Raw genomic sequence first — 17,788 nt, forward strand, 5'->3', positions numbered from 1 at the left:
CTGAATACAGATTGAAGGAGGATATCAGAATGTCAATTTTCGAAGGTGCAGGAGTTGCGTTAGTAACGCCGTTTAAGGAGAGCGGGGAAATCAATTATTCCAAGCTTGAAGAACTGGTGGAGGAGCAGATAGCGGGCGGAACCGACAGTATTATTGTCTGCGGAACAACGGGAGAGGCGGCGACGCTGACCCATGATGAACATATCAGGGAGATCAAATTTGTCTGTGACATAGTAAATAACCGGATTCCGGTAATCGCGGGCACAGGTTCCAACTGTACGGCTACATCGGTTTATCTTTCCAAATGTGCGGAAGAAGCCGGAGCCGACGGACTTCTTCTCGTATCTCCATATTACAATAAGTCTACTCAGAAAGGCATCCGGATCCACTTCACCGATGTGGCGGAAGCGGTGAAAATCCCGATCCTGCTTTATAATATTCCGGGAAGAACAGGAGTAAACATAAATCCTGAGACAATCGTTGATCTGTGTAAGAATGTTGAGAACATCGTCGGCGTCAAAGAGGCAAGCGGCAATTTCTCTTCTATTGCAAAGATTGCAAGCCTGTCGAACGGCTGGGTTGACATCTACTCGGGTAATGACGACCAGATCGTGCCCCTTCTCTCCCTGGGAGGCAAGGGCGTTATTTCCGTATTATCCAATGTGGCGCCGCGTCAGGTCCATGACATGTGCGAGCTTTATTTCAAAGGGGAAGTGGAGAAGAGTTCCCGGATGCAACTGGATGCAATCCCGCTGATCGAAGCCCTGTTCTGTGAAGTGAACCCAATTCCGGTAAAAGAGGCGATGAACATGATGGGCAAGGGAGTCGGCCCGTTCCGCAAGCCGCTCGTGGAGATGGAGCCGCAGAACAGAGAGAGACTGAGAAGAGAAATGGTGAATTACGGTCTTCTTTAAACGTCAAACCGGAGGTACATATAAATGATAAGAGCGATTATGCATGGCTGCAACGGAGCCATGGGACAGGTGATAGCAGGAATTGCCCAGAACGACGGAGAAATTACCATTGTAGCCGGTATCGATATTGCAGATAATAAGAACAATTCATTTCCGGTCTTCCCGTCACTTCGGGAGTGTACGGTGGAAGCCGACGTGGTGATTGACTTTTCAATTGCAAAAGCAGCGGACGCAATGCTCGACTGGTGTGAGGAGACGGGAATGCCTGTGGTAGTGTGCACAACCGGGCTATCCGATGAGCAGATTAAACGGGTGTCTGAGGTTTCCGAAAAGACGGCGGTTCTCCGCTCGGCCAACATGTCCCTGGGAGTAAACGTGCTTTTAAAGCTGGTGAAAGAAGCGGCCCAGGTTCTGGCCGCGGCAGACTTTGATATGGAGATTGTGGAAAAACACCATAACCAGAAGGTGGATGCGCCGAGCGGCACGGCTATTGCCCTGGCGGATTCCATCAACGAGGCCATGGATCACGCATACCACTATAAGTATGACAGATCCGCGGAGCGCGTGAAACGTGACAAGAAAGAGATTGGAATCCAGGCGGTCCGAGGCGGTTCTATCGTCGGTGAGCACGATGTTATTTTCGCGGGCAGGGATGAAGTGGTGACATTCTCACATACGGCATATTCGAAAGCAATTTTTGCAAAAGGAGCGGTTCAGGCCGCCAAATTCCTGGCAGGCAAAGAACCGGGGTTGTATACAATGGCGGACGTGATAGGCTGACAAAGGCTTTTTGTTCATGATTTTATCCAGTTTTTGCCAAAATAAAACCTTTCTTCACTGTACATACTATGTGGTAGAAAGGAGATATTATTATGAAAAAAACTAGACAGATTGTTTTAGGCATTATGTTAATTTTTGCCATGGCTTTAGCATCAGGCTGCGGTGACGGACGTGATAATACGAAGGCCACAGAATCCACAAGGCAGTCTCAGTCTGCTGTCAGTGCAGAAAGTACTGAAGGCGGAACTGCAAACGGACCTACGAATGATATTGACGCAAGAGAGAGCACGGGTGTGCTTGACGGACTTGCAGACGATATCAAAGACGGTGCAGAGGACATAAAGGACGGAGTGGAGAATGCAGTTGATGACGGTACTGTTTCCTCCACAATGGAAAGTTCGGTGGGTGATTAAAACTTCCGTAAGAAGGCGGTCGGATCGGAAACATTTTTCTGATCCGGCTGTTTTTTTATGCTTTATTTTATTGTTAAAAGAATCTTTTGATGTTAAAATGGATAAAGCATCGGATATGAAAACAGGGGATATTATCATGGTAGATATGAAAGACGAGAAATGGATACGAGAGCGCTACGAAGAAATTTGCAGGACTAATCCGGAAGAGTACATGCTGATCAGTCTTAAAATTAAGCGGTTCAGAGTTTTTAACCGTCTTTTTGGAAGAGAGGCGGGAGACAAGCTGATAGTTAAGGTATATCATGCAATATCCGAATTTCTGAGTGAGGGGGAGTATCTGGCCAGGATTAGCGGAGACTACTATAACCTTCTGATTAAAGTACCGGGGGATTATGATGATATTTTTCATCATATGATTCACCTGAATGCTCAAATCAGGGATATGCCGGATGAAGAAGGCTTTGGGAAGATTTATACGGGAATGGGGTTGTATCTCCTGACAAAAGAACCAGTTGATTTTCTGACAGCACAGTACAATGCGGATATATGCCGGGCGGAGTCCAAGGAAAGTCTTTACAGAAACACGCATTTTGAAATATACGGAATGACATACTGGGATAAGAATCTGCTTGGCTACGATCTTGAGCAGACAATACGGCCGGCAATGGAAAACGGGGATTTCAAATTATATCTGCAGCCTAAAGTAGATTTAAAAACAGGCAGAGTAACCGAGGCCGAAGCGCTGGTGCGCTGGATCGATCCGGAGCGGGGAATGATTCCGGTCAGCGAATTTCTGCCTGAACTTGAAAAAAACGGGCTGATAGATGAACTGGATTTATACACCTTCGAAAAGGTATGCCGGACAATCAGCCGATGGATTGACCAATATGGGAAGAAAATACGGATCAGTGTTAATCTCTCCAGCAGTATGTTTAATTACCGTTATTTTTTCAAGGAATACATAAACGCATATGAAAAAAATCCATGTCCCAAGGAGTGTATTGAATTTGAGTTTCTTGAGAGCATCGTATTAAACCAGGTCGAGCTTGTGAGCAATGTTGTGGATCAGGTGAAAGAATTTGGATTTGGTTGTTCTCTCGATGATTTTGGAAGCGGCTATTCTTCTTTCAGTGTGCTCACGAATACAAAGCTGGACACACTTAAAATTGACAGATCCCTTTTCCGGAATGAGTCGGATCCGCGGGAGAAAGCGATTGTCAGGCATGTGATAGAGACGGCAAAAGAGCTTAATATGAGAGTGATTGCGGAGGGCGTCGAGACAAGAGGTTATGTGGAGTTCCTGAAAGAACTTCATTGTGACGCTATCCAGGGTTATGTTTTTTATAAACCGATGCCGGTGGAAGAATTTGAAGAAAAATTTGTGAAAAACGGTGAATGTGCAGAGGTCTAGACCCTGCACATTTCTTCTTTACAATTGGGAGCAAATCCGCTATAGTTGAAAAAGGAGACATAAGGAGACTTAGAGAGGCAGCAGCAAAGGAGACGATGCAGTTGCCGGAACTTAGAAAGATAGAAAGAGAACGGAAACTTTTTGGCAGGCGGCGGGGAAGGAGTTGCCCCGGGACCGGCCGGATGGAGCGGAACCGTGAGAGAGACAGAATAAAAAGGCGCAGAAGTCTCATGAATTTTTTCAGAAAACTCCGCCTTAGAAGAAACCGCAAGAAAAGAGCGGTGTGCCTTCTGGTTTTGTCTATGGCTGTGATTTATCTGATGCTGATTGGCGCTTACAGTGAATTATTCCTGTCCGTGAAAGAGATTAAGGAGGCGGAAACTGTTTTAGAGCACAGCAGGGAGACGGACCGTGTTCAGGATCTATTCCGTATTTCCGTCCGTTTGAAAAACGGTGAGATTGTATTTTACCGTGAGAGGACAAAGAGAGAAGAAGCCGGGAGAGAAGAGGCGGAAAATGATTGATAACAACCGCCCCTGAATGCTTATTAATTATTTTAATAAAACACGCTATTGATTTTACCCAGACAGTGTATTATAATTTCTACTGAAACAAAGCTCGTTTATATTAATAACTTATAAATAAAAAGGACAGGTGGATGCAGATGAAAAAAGTAGATTTGTTATACGAAGGAAAAGCAAAGAAAGTTTACACAACGGAAGACCCGGACATCTTAATTGTAGATTACAAAGATGATGCAACCGCATTCAATGGACTGAAAAAGGGAACAATCGTAGGCAAAGGCGCAATCAACAACCGTATGACAAATCATATTTTCAGGCTGCTTGAAGCCGAAGGCGTACCGACCCATTTAGTAGAAGAGCTGAGCGACAGAGAGACCGCTGTAAAGAAGGTTGAGATCGTACCGCTTGAGGTTATCATCAGAAACTTCTCCGCAGGCAGCTTTGCAAAGAAGATGGGTATGGAAGAAGGAATCGAATTCAAATGCCCGACCCTGGAATTCAGCTACAAGAACGACGACTTAGGAGATCCCTTTATCAATAAATACTATGCACTGTCCCTTGAACTGGCTACAGAGGAAGAGATTGATGCCATCACAAAATATGCATTTAAGGTAAATGAAGTAATGCGCAGCTATTTCGGCAGCCTTGGAATCGAATTGATCGACTTCAAGATCGAATTCGGCCGTTACCATGGACAGATTATCCTGGCTGATGAGGTATCTCCTGATACATGCCGTCTCTGGGATAAAGAAACCCACGAAAAACTTGACAAAGACCGTTTCAGACGCGATATGGGCAATGTAGAGGACGCATACAACGAAGTGTTCAGACGTCTTGGAATTGCCGACAGAAAGTAATATCCGCTGACGATTGAGAAAACTTACGGCTTCCGCTATAATGAATGGTGGAAGCCGGTTTTTAACTTATTACAGAAAAAAAGAAATCGAGGTAAAATCATGTACGACAGATATGTTAGCCCCCTTTCAGAGCGTTATGCCAGTAAAGAAATGCAGTATATTTTCTCACCGGAGAAAAAGTTCAGGACCTGGAGAAAACTCTGGATCGCACTTGCCGAGACAGAGAAGGAGCTGGGCCTTTCGATTACCCAGGAGCAGATCGACGAATTAAAAGCACATCAGGACGAGATTAATTTTGAGGTGGCAAAAGAGCGCGAGAAGCTGGTGCGCCACGATGTCATGTCCCATGTATATGCATACGGCGTTCAGTGTCCCAAGGCAAAAGGCATTATCCATCTCGGTGCAACCTCCTGTTATGTGGGGGATAATACGGACATTATCATCATGGCCGAGGCTCTTTTGCTGGTACGGAAAAAGCTGATTAACGTACTGGATGAGATGGCGAAGTTTGCTGAGCGGTACAAAGCCCAGCCGACTCTTGCATTTACCCATTTCCAGCCGGCTCAGCCGACGACGGTGGGTAAAAGGGCCACTCTTTGGATGATGGAGCTGAAGCTGGATCTGGATGATCTTGATTACCTCATTCACTCCCTGCGCCTTTTAGGCTCCAAGGGAACGACAGGGACCCAGGCCAGTTTCCTGGAACTGTTCGACGGAGACCATGCAAAGTGCAGAAAACTGGATCAGATGATTGCGGAGAAGATGGGATTTGAGGGCTGTTATCCTGTATCGGGCCAGACCTATTCTAGAAAAATTGACAGCCGCGTGATGAGCGTCCTTGCCGGAATCGCTCAGAGCGCCCATAAATTCTCCAATGATATCCGCCTTCTTCAGCATCTGAAGGAAGTGGAAGAGCCTTTTGAGAAGAACCAGATTGGTTCCTCCGCTATGGCATACAAGAGAAACCCGATGAGAAGCGAGCGCATGGCGTCTCTGGCTAACTACGTGATGGCCGATATGATGAATCCCATGATGGTTGCTTCCACTCAGTGGTTCGAGAGGACGCTGGACGACTCTGCTAATAAGCGCTTAAGCATTCCTGAGGGATTTCTGGCGATCGACGGAATTCTGGATCTCTATCTGAATGTGGTGGATGGACTTGTGGTATACCCAAAAGTAATCGAGAAACGCCTGATGTCCGAGCTTCCGTTCATGGCGACGGAGAACATCATGATGGATGCCGTAAAAGCAGGCGGGGACAGACAGGAGCTGCATGAGAAGATCCGCACGCTCTCGATGGAAGCAGGCCGCAATGTAAAGGAAAAGGGCCTCGACAACAATCTTCTGGAGCTGATTGCAGCCGATCCTGCATTCAATCTGACGATTGACGAACTGAAACAGGCTATGGATCCGTCCAGGTATACGGGCCGCGCTAAAGAGCAGGTGGAGGAATTCCTGGAGGAAGTGATTCAGCCGGTGCTGGATGCCAATAAAGAAGAACTGGGCGTGAAAGCCGAGATTAACGTGTAAGCGGAAAGCTATGTATAAGCCGAGAACAACGTATAAGAGACGGCTCAAACCATGTTTGTTAATGTATTGCATATAAAGAATGACATATAAAGAATGACATATAAAGAATCATATATGGCATTGCATTTATAATGAGATTCCCCTTCCCTGCACTTCCAGTGCAGGTGTAAAAGGAATCTCATTTTTTTCGTCTGACGTCGGTGATCGCCGGGCCGGAACCGGAAGAAACCATGATTGACGAAAGGCGCAGAATCGAATACACTGAAATAGTCAAAAATAAAGGCGTATCGAAAAAGGCGTATCAAAAAAGACATACCGATAAAGACGTACCGAAGGGAATCATGTCATGGATAAACACGGAAAAATCAATCTGGAGTATTATAAAGTATTTTATTATGTTTGCAGAAGCGGAGGAATTACGGCTGCCGCGGAGGAACTCTGTATTTCCCAGCCTGCCGTAAGCCAGGCGGTGCACCAGCTGGAGGCGGCCCTCGGATGCAGCCTGTTCCTGCGCACCTCAAAGGGCGTGAAACTCACCAGAGAGGGAGAAGTGCTCCATTCTTATATAAAAAGAGGTATTGAATCAATCTATGATGGGGAAGATACTCTAAAAAGGATACAGGATCTGGATACGGGAGAGATTCGGATCGGAGCCAGCGATATGACCCTTCAATTCTATCTGCTGCCATATCTGGAAAAATTTCATGAACGATATCCGAAGATTAAGGTGAACGTGTCAAACGGGCCGACACCTGAGACACTGGAGTTTTTAAACGAGGGAAAAATTGACTTCGGAATTGTCAGTACACCGTTCGAAGCGCGGCCGGGCGTAGAAAGCACCCCCGTAAAAGAGGTGGAAAATATCTTTATTGCCGGTCCGAAGTTTAGAAAAGAGCTTCAGGGGCGCCGGTTGAAATACAGTGAACTTTTGGATTATCCATGCATCTTCCTCGAAAAGAAGACAAGCACCAGGCGGTTTATGGATTTGTTCCTGGAAGAAAAAGGAATAACGCTGGAACCGGAATTCGAATTGGCCACCAGTGATATGATTGTCCAGTTTGCCAAAAGAAACCTGGGAATCGGGTGCCTGATGTCCGATTTTGCAAAAGAGGCCCTTGAGCTGGGGGAAGTTTTCAGGCTGGAATTCGGAGAGAAGATGCCCCACAGGCAGTTTTGCCTGGTAACATCGAAAAAATCTTATATCTCTCCGGCTGCGGCAAGGCTTTTGACTGAACTCAGATAAGCGTGGGTTATGACAAGTATAAATAATATTGATTTTACTTATGAAAAGAATTCGTGTATCCTAAGCATGTAAACAACAGGCTAAAGATCAGCCGCAGGCTGATTGATAAAAAACGACAACAACGATTCCTGGGAGGAAAATATTCATGGTAAGAGCAATAGTAGGAGCAAACTGGGGAGACGAAGGCAAGGGTAAAATTACGGATATGCTGGCCGAAGAGTCGGATATCATTATCCGATTCCAGGGAGGAAGCAATGCGGGCCATACAATTATCAACGACTACGGCCGTTTCGCCCTTCATCTGCTGCCATCCGGCGTATTTTACAATCACACAACCAGCATTATCGGCAACGGTGTAGCATTAAATATCCCCTATCTTGTCAATGAGATAAGCGACCTTGTCTCAAAAGGCGTGCCGAAACCAAGGATTCTGGTGTCCGACCGAGCCCAGATTCTGATGCCTTACCATGTTCAGTTCGACGAATACGAGGAGGAACGTCTTGGAGGAAAGTCCTTCGGTTCCACAAAATCCGGTATTGCGCCGTTTTACTCAGATAAATATGCAAAAATCGGTTTCCAGGTCAGCGAGCTTTTTGACGCGGCGGGCCTGAAGGAGAAAATTTACCGGGTATGCGAGACAAAGAATGTGCTTCTCGAACATCTGTACCACAAACCTCTCCTTGATCCGGAACAGCTTTTTGAAGAAATGATGAAATATAAAGAGATGGTGGAGCCGTATGTCTGCGATGTTTCTTCCTATCTCTACCATGCAATCAGGGAAGGGAAGAACATCCTGCTGGAAGGCCAGTTAGGCTCCTTAAAGGATCCGGACCACGGCATTTACCCGATGGTTACCTCATCCTCCACCCTGGCGGCTTACGGCGCCATCGGAGCAGGCATTCCTCCCTATGAGATTAAAAATATTACGACGGTCGTAAAGGCATATTCAAGCGCAGTCGGCGGCGGAGCATTTGTAAGCGAAATCTTCGGTGAGGAAGCCGACGAACTGAGACGCCGCGGCGGAGACAAGGGAGAATTCGGCGCAACAACAGGCCGCCCGAGACGCGTGGGCTGGTTCGACGCCGTTGCCAGCAGATACGGCTGCCGTATCCAGGGAACAACAGAAGTCGCCCTGACCGTATTAGACGTGCTCGGCTATCTGGACGAACTCACAATCTGTACCGGTTATGAGATAGACGGAGAAATCGTCAAAGACTTCCCTGTAACCTATAAACTGGAGAAAGCAAAACCGGTCTATAAAAAAATGCCGGGCTGGAAATGCGATATCAGGGGAATCCGTGAATACAGCGAACTTCCGGCAGAGTGCCGTGCATACATCGAAGAGATCCAGAAGGAAATCGGGGTACCGATTACGATGGTGTCAAATGGGCCCGGAAGAAACGAGATTATAAAAGTGAAGTAGTGAGAACGCCGCCGGGACTGAAGACGCGAAGGTTTTCACCATCCCGAATCCCCGGCCTGCGGCCGCTGATTTGTTCTCCTCCTTCAGGAGGAGGGGATTTGTCGCGACCACTACGTGCTATCGGAGGCAGAGAGACTGCCTCCTTTTTTGGTTTTAAAGTTAAAATGTTTTATCTGAGCATTAAAGATATATATAGCGTTAAGCCAGGGAGTAAATTTCTATTCTAAATTCAGTATTAGATGCAATCAGACTATCAAAATATCACATCCACATAGTGGGCAGCGGCAATCCTCCCATCCGCACTTGACGAAAGAGACAATCGGCCTCTGAAGATGCCGGACGGGGCGATATCTTCTCAGTCTTCAGTCCCGGCCGATAAATTGCCGGGGGGAGGAGGGAGAAAACTTTCCGAAGGGGACCTTGGAATCCGCCGGTGCTTGCTGAGGTTTTTTCGAAGCTAGCATCCGCTGCGCATTCCACAAGCGGGAGCGAGTCCCCGTAGGAATTTTTTCTCCCTCCTCCCCCTCACCACACCCTAACCCCCCGGGACTGAAGACTCACCACACAACCACTCCCCCGTCCGTCATCTCCCAGAGGCGTCCTCGCATCTCAACTAAATCCTACTTCCGATCTTTCATATATTTAATAATCACATAATACCCATAAAGAACCGCAGGCACCACAACAGTGCAGAAGAGGGAGGCCATTAATAGGCTCTGCGCAAGAGGGCTGTCGATTAAGGCGAATACGATGGTTGACACATAAAGCAGGAGTATTATGACGACTCCGGCAATCGCCAGGGGACGTTTGTATTTCATGGTGGTATCTCTCTTTCTCCGGTCCGGCATCCCTTAAAAATGGCGGGCGGCCCGTTTGTCCGGCTGATTATTCTGGTACCAAGTATACTACAGGAAAGACGGTAAGACAACGGAAAAAACAGGGACGGCGAAAGAATTCTTTACGATATTTCCATCGCTTTTTATAAATGCTGTAAGAATTTTTCACTATACTTTTGATCGGCGGTGCGGTAAAATAACTAAAACGGAGTTTAGTTTGAGCAGGAAAGGGGCGCTGTGTTTTGAAGAAATATGGGGTTCTGTTTTTTTCTGTCTGCCTGATACTGTTTCTGCTTACAGGCACCGCCCTGGCTGAGGAAGACCCATCCGTCAAAGGAGACTGGACCGGGGACGGGGAGGACTGGCAGTACATGCTGCCTGACGGTATGTACCTGGAAAAAAGCTGGCTGTACGACGACGGACGCTGGTATTACTTCAGCAGCAGCGGTTACATGCAGACGGGGCTTAGAAAAATAGGGTCAAATTATTACTTTTTCCGTGAGAACGGGGAGATGGCCACGGGCTGGGCTTACGATGCGGAGGAAGAACAGTGGCACTACATGGATGAGGACGGTGTCGTGACAAAAGGCTGGCTCCAAAAGGGCGGGGCCTGGTACTGGTTTGATTCCAAGGGTGTGATGTATAATAGGGGATTCCGTATGGTTGACGGTCATAAATACTATTTTTATGAAGACGGGCAGATGGCGGCCAACCAGTTTGTCGGCATGAACTATTACGATGAGAACGGGCTGCGGGACAACCGCTACGACATGACGATACAGGGTAAAAGAAAACCGACAAACGAGGAGCGGGACAAGATTACCCAGGCTCTTTCTGGTGTTCCGAGAGAGTGGATTAAGAAGTTTGTGGAGTCGGGCTGGGAGTTTATGTACTACACGGATAAGAAATATTTTTCCGCCCCCAAGACCGATCAGGGAATTTACTTTGTCTATCACAAGACGGATAAAAATTATAAAAAACTGAAATTTACCAACCCGGAAACCCTGGCAATGGCTTTTGGTGAATATATTGCCTATGCAACGGGGAATGATAAAGAAGATAATGATTTTATGGCTGATTTCTACCAGTATCTGTCGGAGAGCAGCATGGCACAGTCACTGCCGTCCTATTTTGACAGTGAGCCGGCGATGTGGTTCGGCTGGCTGATCCAGTGCTACGGCAATACGGAGATCCGGATTGACATGAAGCGCAACAGCCCGGATCTTGTAAAAAACCTGGAGAAAGCTCTGGGGCTAGATACGGCGGGCAGAAAACCGGATTCGGAAGAACTGATGATGGATGAGGACCCCGGAATTGTTTCAAATGGGAACGGCCCTGCCAATGACGAAGAACTGGGGAATGAGCCTGGACCGGCGTCCTCCTGATCGGGATTTTCACGCAAAATGCGCGCAAAAACGACTCGCGGGACACTGCTTATGAATAGTAATGTCGATATAATACGATGTAGATTTAATAACTACATGTAGTGACATTTGTGAACCAAGGTGGTATAATATGGAAACAGGGTGCCTGTTTTTGCCGCTTACGGACAGGCAGGCACAGGACGTATACCGTATTGGAAAGTAAAAGAAAGAAGGTCTGTTATTATGGGAAAGAAAAGATGGGGTCGCATCCTGACCACCGGAGCGGCCGCCGCAGTTGCGGGCGTAGCTGCAAAAAAGATTTACGACCAGAAGAAAAAGAGCGATGAAGTGAAAAAAGACGCAGTGGAAGAGGCTGTTATGAGCCGCCGCAGTTATGAGGGCAGAACCGCTCACTTTGTAGGCGGAGGTCTGGCCAGCCTGGCGGGCGCGGCTTATCTGATCCGCGACTGTAAATTTCCGGGAGAGCAGATTACCATCTATGAGGGAATGCATATTCTGGGCGGCAGCAATGACGGAATCGGAACGCCGGAAGGCGGGTTTGTATGCCGCGGCGGCCGTATGCTGAATGAGGAGACCTACGAGAACTTCTGGGAGCTGTTCAGGACGATTCCTTCCCTTACACAGCCGAACAGAAGCGTGACGGAGGAGATTCTGAACTTTGACCATGCCCATCCGACCTGTGCTAAAGCGCGTCTGGTGGACAAGGACGGCAATATCCTGGATGTACGCAGCATGGGCTTTACCCAGGCGGAGAGAATGAGAATCCTTAAACTTCTGCGCGCCGACGAGAAGGATCTGGATGAGGTGACAATCCAGGAGTGGTTTGACGATATGCCCCATTTCTTTACAACGAATTTCTGGCACATGTGGCAGACGACATTTGCATTCCAGACATGGAGCAGCGTATTTGAATTCCGCCGCTACATGAACAGGATGATATTCGAGTTCAGCCGTATCGAGACGCTGGAAGGCGTTACGAGAAGCCCGCTCAATCAGTACGACAGCATCATCCGCCCGATCGAGGAATACCTGAGAAAAGAGGGCGTTGTATTTAAAGAAAACTGCACCGTGGAGGATATTGATTTCGCTGAAGGAGACGATATCACAGTTACGAAACTTCATCTGGACGACAATGGTGAGGCAAAGACCGTAGAGCTTAAGGCGGACGACCTCTGCTTTATGATCAATGCCTGTATGACGGACAGCGCCACACTTGGCGATCTGCATACACCGGCGCCCGTTCCGGAGCGCAAACCGATTTCGGGAGAACTGTGGGCCAAGATTGCGGCGAAGAAACCGGGACGTCTCGGCAACCCGGAGCCGTTCTTTACGAAAGAGCATGAATCTAACTGGCTGAGTTTTACCGTCACCTGCCGAGGCGACAGGATTTTGAAGAAAATCGAGGCGTTTACCGGCAACATTCCGGGCAGCGGCGCCCTGATGACGTTCAAGGATTCCGGATGGAAGATGAGCAGCGTAGTGGCTGCCCAGCCTCATTTCCCGAATCAGCCGGCAGATGTGACAATCTTCTGGGGATACGGCCTTTACACCGACAGGGAAGGCGACTATGTGAAGAAAGCCATGAAGGACTGCACCGGTGAGGAGATGCTGAATGAATATCTGCATCAGCTCCATATTCCGGAGGAGGAGATCGCAGAGCTGATGGAGACGGTCATCAATGTAATCCCATGCTATATGCCTTATGTTGACGCACAGTTCCAGCCGCGCAAGATGAGCGACCGTCCGCAGGTTGTGCCGGAGGGTTCCACTAACTTCGCTATGATGAGCCAGTTTGTGGAAATACCGGATGATATGGTATTTACCGAAGAATATTCTGTGAGAGCCGCCAGAATCGCCGTATACACATTGATGAATGTTAATAAGACGATTTGTCCGGTTACACCGTATAACAAGATGCCGAAGATTCTCTTAAAGGCAGTGAAAAAAGCTTATTTATAAGTAACAACCTGAGATGGAATCCAGAATATAACAGTAATCTGGACAAAAGGGAATTTAGAATATAACAGAACTTTGAATAAAGCAAAAGAATAAAGTCCGGGCGGGAACAGGAAATCAGACTGTTCCCGCCCGGACTTTATTCTTTTACCTTAACAATTTTTAATCTGTCCGTACCCGGATGAACAAAAAACGCTATTTTAACAAAAATATCCCATGATTTCCCCTGCGGGAAAAGAATTGAAAATATACAACCGCCCTGTTCCCTGTTAAGCTGTCACTATCAAATTTCAGATGCGGATACATTTCACGCGGCGATGGATATTTACGCGGACATCCGCACGGACAATAATAAGGAGGCAGGGAATGAAAATTGGAACAACGGAATTGATCCTGATCCTGGTGGTGGCGCTGGTTGTCTTCGGCCCGTCAAAACTGCCGGAGCTTGGAAAACTTGCAGGCCAGGCGGTCGGATCCTTCAAGAGGTATGTGAATTCCTTTGAGGGAGAATGGAAAGAGAGCGCAGAGCCGGCTGCTCCCCAGACGCATCAGGCCGCCGTGCAGCCGGAATGCCGGGATGCCGGGACGGTCCGGGAGGAGGACGCACCGGCGCAGACTCAGGACAGGAGCCGGGAAGCTGCGGTGATGTAAACAATCGGAGAGAAGACGGCAATGAGCAGAAGGAAGAAAAATAGAAAAGGAGAACAGAATGAGACTGGGAACAACAGAACTGTTAATTATAATGGGAATTGCAATTTTAATTTTTGGCCCGAAAAAGCTGCCCCAGCTTGGGAAGGCGATGGGACAGACGATAGGTAACTTTAAGAGGAGCAGTAAGAGAGCTGAGGACGAGACGTTTCCGGCGGCGGAGGAACAGGCGGAAAGCTGAGATAATAGGCGGACTGCAGGTGCAAACGAAGTTTCCGGGTTTTGCGGTGGGGAGGCCCGGAGCAGAAGTGAGGTGATGGAATTTGGAGAAAGAATTGGGCGGGAAACGCTCCGCTATTCTGAAACGCCTGAAACTGAAAAAAGAAGCCGGAGAGTGCAGGATGTCCCTGGTATCCCATCTGGAGGAATTCAGAAAACGGCTGATGGCCTGCATCATTTGCTTTTTCGGAGCCGTATTTCTCTGCCTGGGGCAGGCAGCCTGGCTGACGGAGCGGCTGATAGAGAAGGCGGAGGGATTTCAGTTTGTATATATTGCCCCCACGGAACTGGTGCTGTCGTATATCCGTCTGGCGCTGATTGGCGGCGCAGCCTTTGCCTGTCCGGTCATTATCTACCAGATATGGGGATTCGTAAGGCCCGGGCTGACGCGCGGGGAACGCAGGTCGTGTTTTGTAATCCTGACCTTTGGTATGGTGCAGTTTTTTATAGGAGCGGCATTTGCGTTTGAAATTGTCCTTCCCATCACGCTGCTGTTTTTTGCAGGAATGAATGCCGGGCAGACGATTTCCCCGATGGTATCGATCGAGAGCTATATCAGCTTTGTTGCAACAACCCTGGTGACATTTGGTATTGTCTTTGAACTGCCGGTCGTTGTGATCATGCTTACAAAAACAGGAATCCTTAACCCCAAAGTGCTGAGTAAAAACAGGAAATATGTGATTCTTGCGGTCTTTATCATAGCCGCCCTGATCACGCCGCCGGATGTGACATCACAGATACTGGTGGCATTTCCCATGCTGCTTTTATTTGAACTCAGCCTGCTTCTTTGCCGGATTCTCTTTCGGAAGAAGCTGAATAAGAGGAAGACAGAGCAAGAAAATTAATTTGATTATTGAGGAGGGAACGCATATGAGAGAAACATTGGAAAAGCCAGAAACACGGGAGGAACGGCCGTCGGGAACGATCAGCAGACGCCAGTTTGTGAAGGGAATGGCATGGGGGGCCGCAGCCATCAGCCTGTCCTCGATTCTGCCGGGATGTGCCGCGGCCGCGGCCACCTCGGGCACGGAAGGAACGGAAAAAGGGGAAAGTTCCGCACCTGTTCCGGAAAAGAAGAAAGCTCCCGAGGGCGGTATCTACATACAGGGCGGTGACGTGAATATGAACGGCCAGACCTATGCGCTCGAATTTATCCAGCCGGTGAAACTGGTGGCTGTCGTAGATGGGGAAGAAAAGACGGAAGGCACCTGGAGAACAGGCAATAAGCACCTCGTATCCGTGGATCCGGACGGGACTATTGTCATGCGGGACGGCGTAGGCGGATATGATGTGGAGATAACCTGGTCCTTGGAAGGAACGGTATATTCCGTGAATTTCCATACAGGACAGACATCGGGCGCCCATTCTATCGAGGTAGACAGGCCGATGACAAGAGGAGACTTTATGATCCGTCTGGCCGGTTATTTCGGCTGGTATCACTATAACGGAGTCATGGACGACGGAACCGATATCGACGGTGACGGCAATGTCCTGAAAGAGGAGCGTGTAAGAAATTATTTTGATGTGACCGGAAGGAACGACTATGTAAAACCGGTGGAAGCGGCCCTTGATATGGGAATTTTGTCCGCGGCATCCCCGGATGACTGTTTCTACCCGATGTCAGCTATGACCCGCGAGGATGCGGCGGTGATTCTGTGCAGCGCCTTCCGCCTCGGGGATCTGGAAACGGATTACCTGTCTGAATTTGAGGATGCGGCTAAAATAAGCCCGGACTGCAGGAATGCGCTGAATACGCTGGCGGGGTATAATTATATGAGGGGAAGAACGGATCGGACAATCAACCCGACCGATGGAATTACCGATACGGAGGCGCGGATTATCATTGAAACCATCGGCAGACGAATGGTTTCCCCTGTGTGGGCGATGCCGGTATCCCACCGGAAATTTGTACGCTGCCGCCCTATTTGGTTTACGCCGACCCCAAATGCGACGGTGCATTGGCGCTGCCGTGCTTTTAACATCTCCCATCCGGAAATGAAAGGACTGTTTATCGGGGACCGCGGCAACGGCGTCACCTTGAGCGATGAGTGGGGAGAGTGGATTGACTATATTCCGGGATACTCCACCGATCCCATGTTCGGCCTGAATAATAACTGGGATTTTCCCTATGACAATGTTTATTTCTGTGTGGAGGTGGAGGCCTATGCCACCAGGGACGGACTGGCCGACAGCCCCGTAAGCCGGTTTATATGGCGGATCGACCGTCCTGCCTGGCACGATTTTGCCACGGATAAGCTCCATGAAGGTTCGGAGGATTACCCGGCCGTTTACCGCTTCTTCGACAACTTCCAGGCGGCGGCCTATTACATTGAGGGCAGCCGGATGGGAATCCTCTACGACGGCCTGATGCCGACCAACACCACGACCAGCCTGATTGACCGGGTAAATGAGATTGCCACCAAACCCTATGTCTTTGTGCTGGGCCATAACCATCCGGACCATAAGGGGGCTCTGGCGGTTGCCTACCACAACGGCCTGGATGTATATTTCTGCGACAGGGTCGGCCCAATGGGAGGAGAATGGAGCATTGAGACGTATGCCAAAGATTACACAAGCGGTAATCCGGTAATTGACGGCACGGTATCGGGCACCTATGAAGGCGCTAAAGTGCATCCCGTTTCGGAGGGGGATACCCTGGATCTGGGAAACTGCAAATTTGAGTTTTACCAGCTTCCCGGCCATGAGGATGCCTCCATTCTGATATATGACCGTGAACACGGACTTTTGTTCTCCTCCGATATTTACGGCGTCAACCGTTACTGGGTGGCGGACCAGTTCGGAGCCAAAGGCGTTCGCCAGGATCTGCTTCTCTCGCTGCACCAGCAGTTGATGGCGGCCTATACCAGGGAGGGGAAATCGGTCAAAGAGCTGTATACAGGCCACAACCGGATCGGAGTCGGCTCCGACTATCTGATGGTCTGGGAGCAGTGTCTTCAGAACCTGGTCAATTACGGCCCGGACGGAGTCAGCGACGACAGGCGCGGCGACGGCGCCCTTCTGGCAAAGGACGGAAACAGCTTTAACACCCTGAACTGGACCGGCTTTTCCATCGCAGGAAAACAAGTTCTGGCAGAGTATAAGGGAAAATACGACGGCAATGTGTTTACCCGCCTGGAGGTTGACAATACGGGGGCGAGCGAGCGGGTGGAGGAAAACCTCTACTTCGACTACAGGACGAATGCACAGCTCAGCAGCGTCACCTTCCTGGACGCGGAACTCATCGGCCACGACTTCAAGTACAAAGCAGGACAGGAGACGGAAAATGAAATGCTGGAAGACGGGCGGTTAAAATATGCTGTTTCCAACAAATTTGTTCCGTTTGAATATGAGTATGAGGTGATTGTTTCACCGCTTCAGGGAACCGTGACCATGACGCCGGTGGCCATGTCGGAACGCATCACCGGTCTTACGGTCAACGGCGCCCCTGCATCCAGCCGCTGCCCGGTTACCGTACCGGTGTCAGGACCGGCCGTCGTCACAGTGACGGGACCGGACGGAAAAACGCAACGGACCTATACCTTTACCTTTAAAACGGCATAATAAGCAGAAATCCCCCGGGAAGTGATTT

Annotated in this window: 16 protein-coding genes; 15 read left to right on the forward strand and 1 reads right to left on the reverse strand. The window is 48.8% G+C overall.

The window, feature by feature from the left end:
- Positions 1 to 29: 29 nt before the first annotated feature.
- From dapA to EJL91_RS00215, 9 genes are all read left to right on the forward strand, one after another.
- A complete protein-coding gene (gene dapA, locus EJL91_RS00175; protein WP_125139961.1) occupies positions 30 to 914 on the forward strand; it encodes a 4-hydroxy-tetrahydrodipicolinate synthase in 885 nt (294 codons plus the stop codon).
- A 24-nt stretch (positions 915 to 938) separates the two neighbouring features.
- Positions 939 to 1,694, forward strand: coding sequence for a 4-hydroxy-tetrahydrodipicolinate reductase (gene dapB / locus EJL91_RS00180; RefSeq protein WP_125139962.1), 756 nt, complete (start codon positions 939 to 941; stop codon positions 1,692 to 1,694).
- Between the two features lie 92 nt (positions 1,695 to 1,786).
- On the forward strand, positions 1,787 to 2,107 hold the full coding sequence (locus tag EJL91_RS00185; RefSeq protein ID WP_125139963.1) for a hypothetical protein: 321 nt from the start codon (positions 1,787 to 1,789) through the stop codon (positions 2,105 to 2,107).
- Between the two features lie 136 nt (positions 2,108 to 2,243).
- Complete coding sequence (locus EJL91_RS00190; RefSeq protein WP_125139964.1) at positions 2,244 to 3,518, forward strand: EAL domain-containing protein; 1,275 nt, start codon at positions 2,244 to 2,246, stop codon at positions 3,516 to 3,518.
- A 230-nt stretch (positions 3,519 to 3,748) separates the two neighbouring features.
- Positions 3,749 to 4,042 (forward strand): hypothetical protein, encoded by a 294-nt coding sequence (locus tag EJL91_RS00195; protein ID WP_243125189.1) that lies wholly within the window; start codon positions 3,749 to 3,751, stop codon positions 4,040 to 4,042.
- A 140-nt stretch (positions 4,043 to 4,182) separates the two neighbouring features.
- Positions 4,183 to 4,899: a phosphoribosylaminoimidazolesuccinocarboxamide synthase gene (gene purC, locus EJL91_RS00200; RefSeq protein WP_125139965.1), complete on the forward strand. Its 717-nt coding sequence runs from the start codon at positions 4,183 to 4,185 to the stop codon at positions 4,897 to 4,899.
- 99 nt (positions 4,900 to 4,998) lie between these two features.
- Positions 4,999 to 6,429: an adenylosuccinate lyase gene (gene purB, locus EJL91_RS00205; RefSeq protein ID WP_125139966.1), complete on the forward strand. Its 1,431-nt coding sequence runs from the start codon at positions 4,999 to 5,001 to the stop codon at positions 6,427 to 6,429.
- A gap of 346 nt (positions 6,430 to 6,775) precedes the next feature.
- The gene (locus tag EJL91_RS00210) at positions 6,776 to 7,672 is read left to right on the forward strand and encodes a LysR family transcriptional regulator (RefSeq protein WP_125139967.1); all 897 of its coding nucleotides are present in this window, start codon (positions 6,776 to 6,778) and stop codon (positions 7,670 to 7,672) included.
- A 145-nt stretch (positions 7,673 to 7,817) separates the two neighbouring features.
- On the forward strand, positions 7,818 to 9,095 hold the full coding sequence (locus EJL91_RS00215; RefSeq protein WP_125139968.1) for an adenylosuccinate synthase: 1,278 nt from the start codon (positions 7,818 to 7,820) through the stop codon (positions 9,093 to 9,095).
- A gap of 620 nt (positions 9,096 to 9,715) precedes the next feature.
- On the opposite strand, the gene EJL91_RS00220 is transcribed toward EJL91_RS00215, so the two are convergent.
- Positions 9,716 to 9,913, reverse strand: a complete 198-nt coding sequence (locus tag EJL91_RS00220) for a hypothetical protein (RefSeq protein WP_125139969.1) — start codon at positions 9,911 to 9,913, stop codon at positions 9,716 to 9,718.
- 260 nt (positions 9,914 to 10,173) lie between these two features.
- Between EJL91_RS00220 and EJL91_RS00225 the strand changes: the two genes are divergently transcribed.
- The 6 genes from EJL91_RS00225 (at position 10,174) to EJL91_RS00250 (ending at position 17,760) form a co-directional block, all read left to right on the forward strand.
- A complete protein-coding gene (locus EJL91_RS00225; protein WP_243125190.1) occupies positions 10,174 to 11,316 on the forward strand; it encodes an N-acetylmuramoyl-L-alanine amidase family protein in 1,143 nt (380 codons plus the stop codon).
- Between the two features lie 222 nt (positions 11,317 to 11,538).
- Positions 11,539 to 13,275 carry an oleate hydratase gene (locus EJL91_RS00230; protein WP_125139970.1) on the forward strand — a complete coding sequence of 579 codons (1,737 nt, stop codon included), beginning with the start codon at positions 11,539 to 11,541 and terminating at the stop codon, positions 13,273 to 13,275.
- 363 nt (positions 13,276 to 13,638) lie between these two features.
- Positions 13,639 to 13,923 (forward strand): Sec-independent protein translocase subunit TatA/TatB, encoded by a 285-nt coding sequence (locus EJL91_RS25075; RefSeq protein WP_125139971.1) that lies wholly within the window; start codon positions 13,639 to 13,641, stop codon positions 13,921 to 13,923.
- Positions 13,924 to 13,981: 58 nt separating this feature from the next.
- Positions 13,982 to 14,161, forward strand: a complete 180-nt coding sequence (gene tatA, locus EJL91_RS00240; RefSeq protein ID WP_125139972.1) for a twin-arginine translocase TatA/TatE family subunit — start codon at positions 13,982 to 13,984, stop codon at positions 14,159 to 14,161.
- Between the two features lie 82 nt (positions 14,162 to 14,243).
- Positions 14,244 to 15,044 (forward strand): twin-arginine translocase subunit TatC, encoded by an 801-nt coding sequence (gene tatC, locus EJL91_RS00245; RefSeq protein ID WP_125139973.1) that lies wholly within the window; start codon positions 14,244 to 14,246, stop codon positions 15,042 to 15,044.
- 25 nt (positions 15,045 to 15,069) lie between these two features.
- Positions 15,070 to 17,760 carry a cadherin-like beta sandwich domain-containing protein gene (locus EJL91_RS00250; RefSeq protein ID WP_125139974.1) on the forward strand — a complete coding sequence of 897 codons (2,691 nt, stop codon included), beginning with the start codon at positions 15,070 to 15,072 and terminating at the stop codon, positions 17,758 to 17,760.
- Positions 17,761 to 17,788 lie beyond the last annotated feature (28 nt).

Origin of the sequence: Clostridium transplantifaecale, from assembly GCF_900626075.1 — a bacterium.
Classification (GTDB): Bacteria; Bacillota; Clostridia; order Lachnospirales; family Lachnospiraceae; genus Otoolea; species Otoolea transplantifaecalis.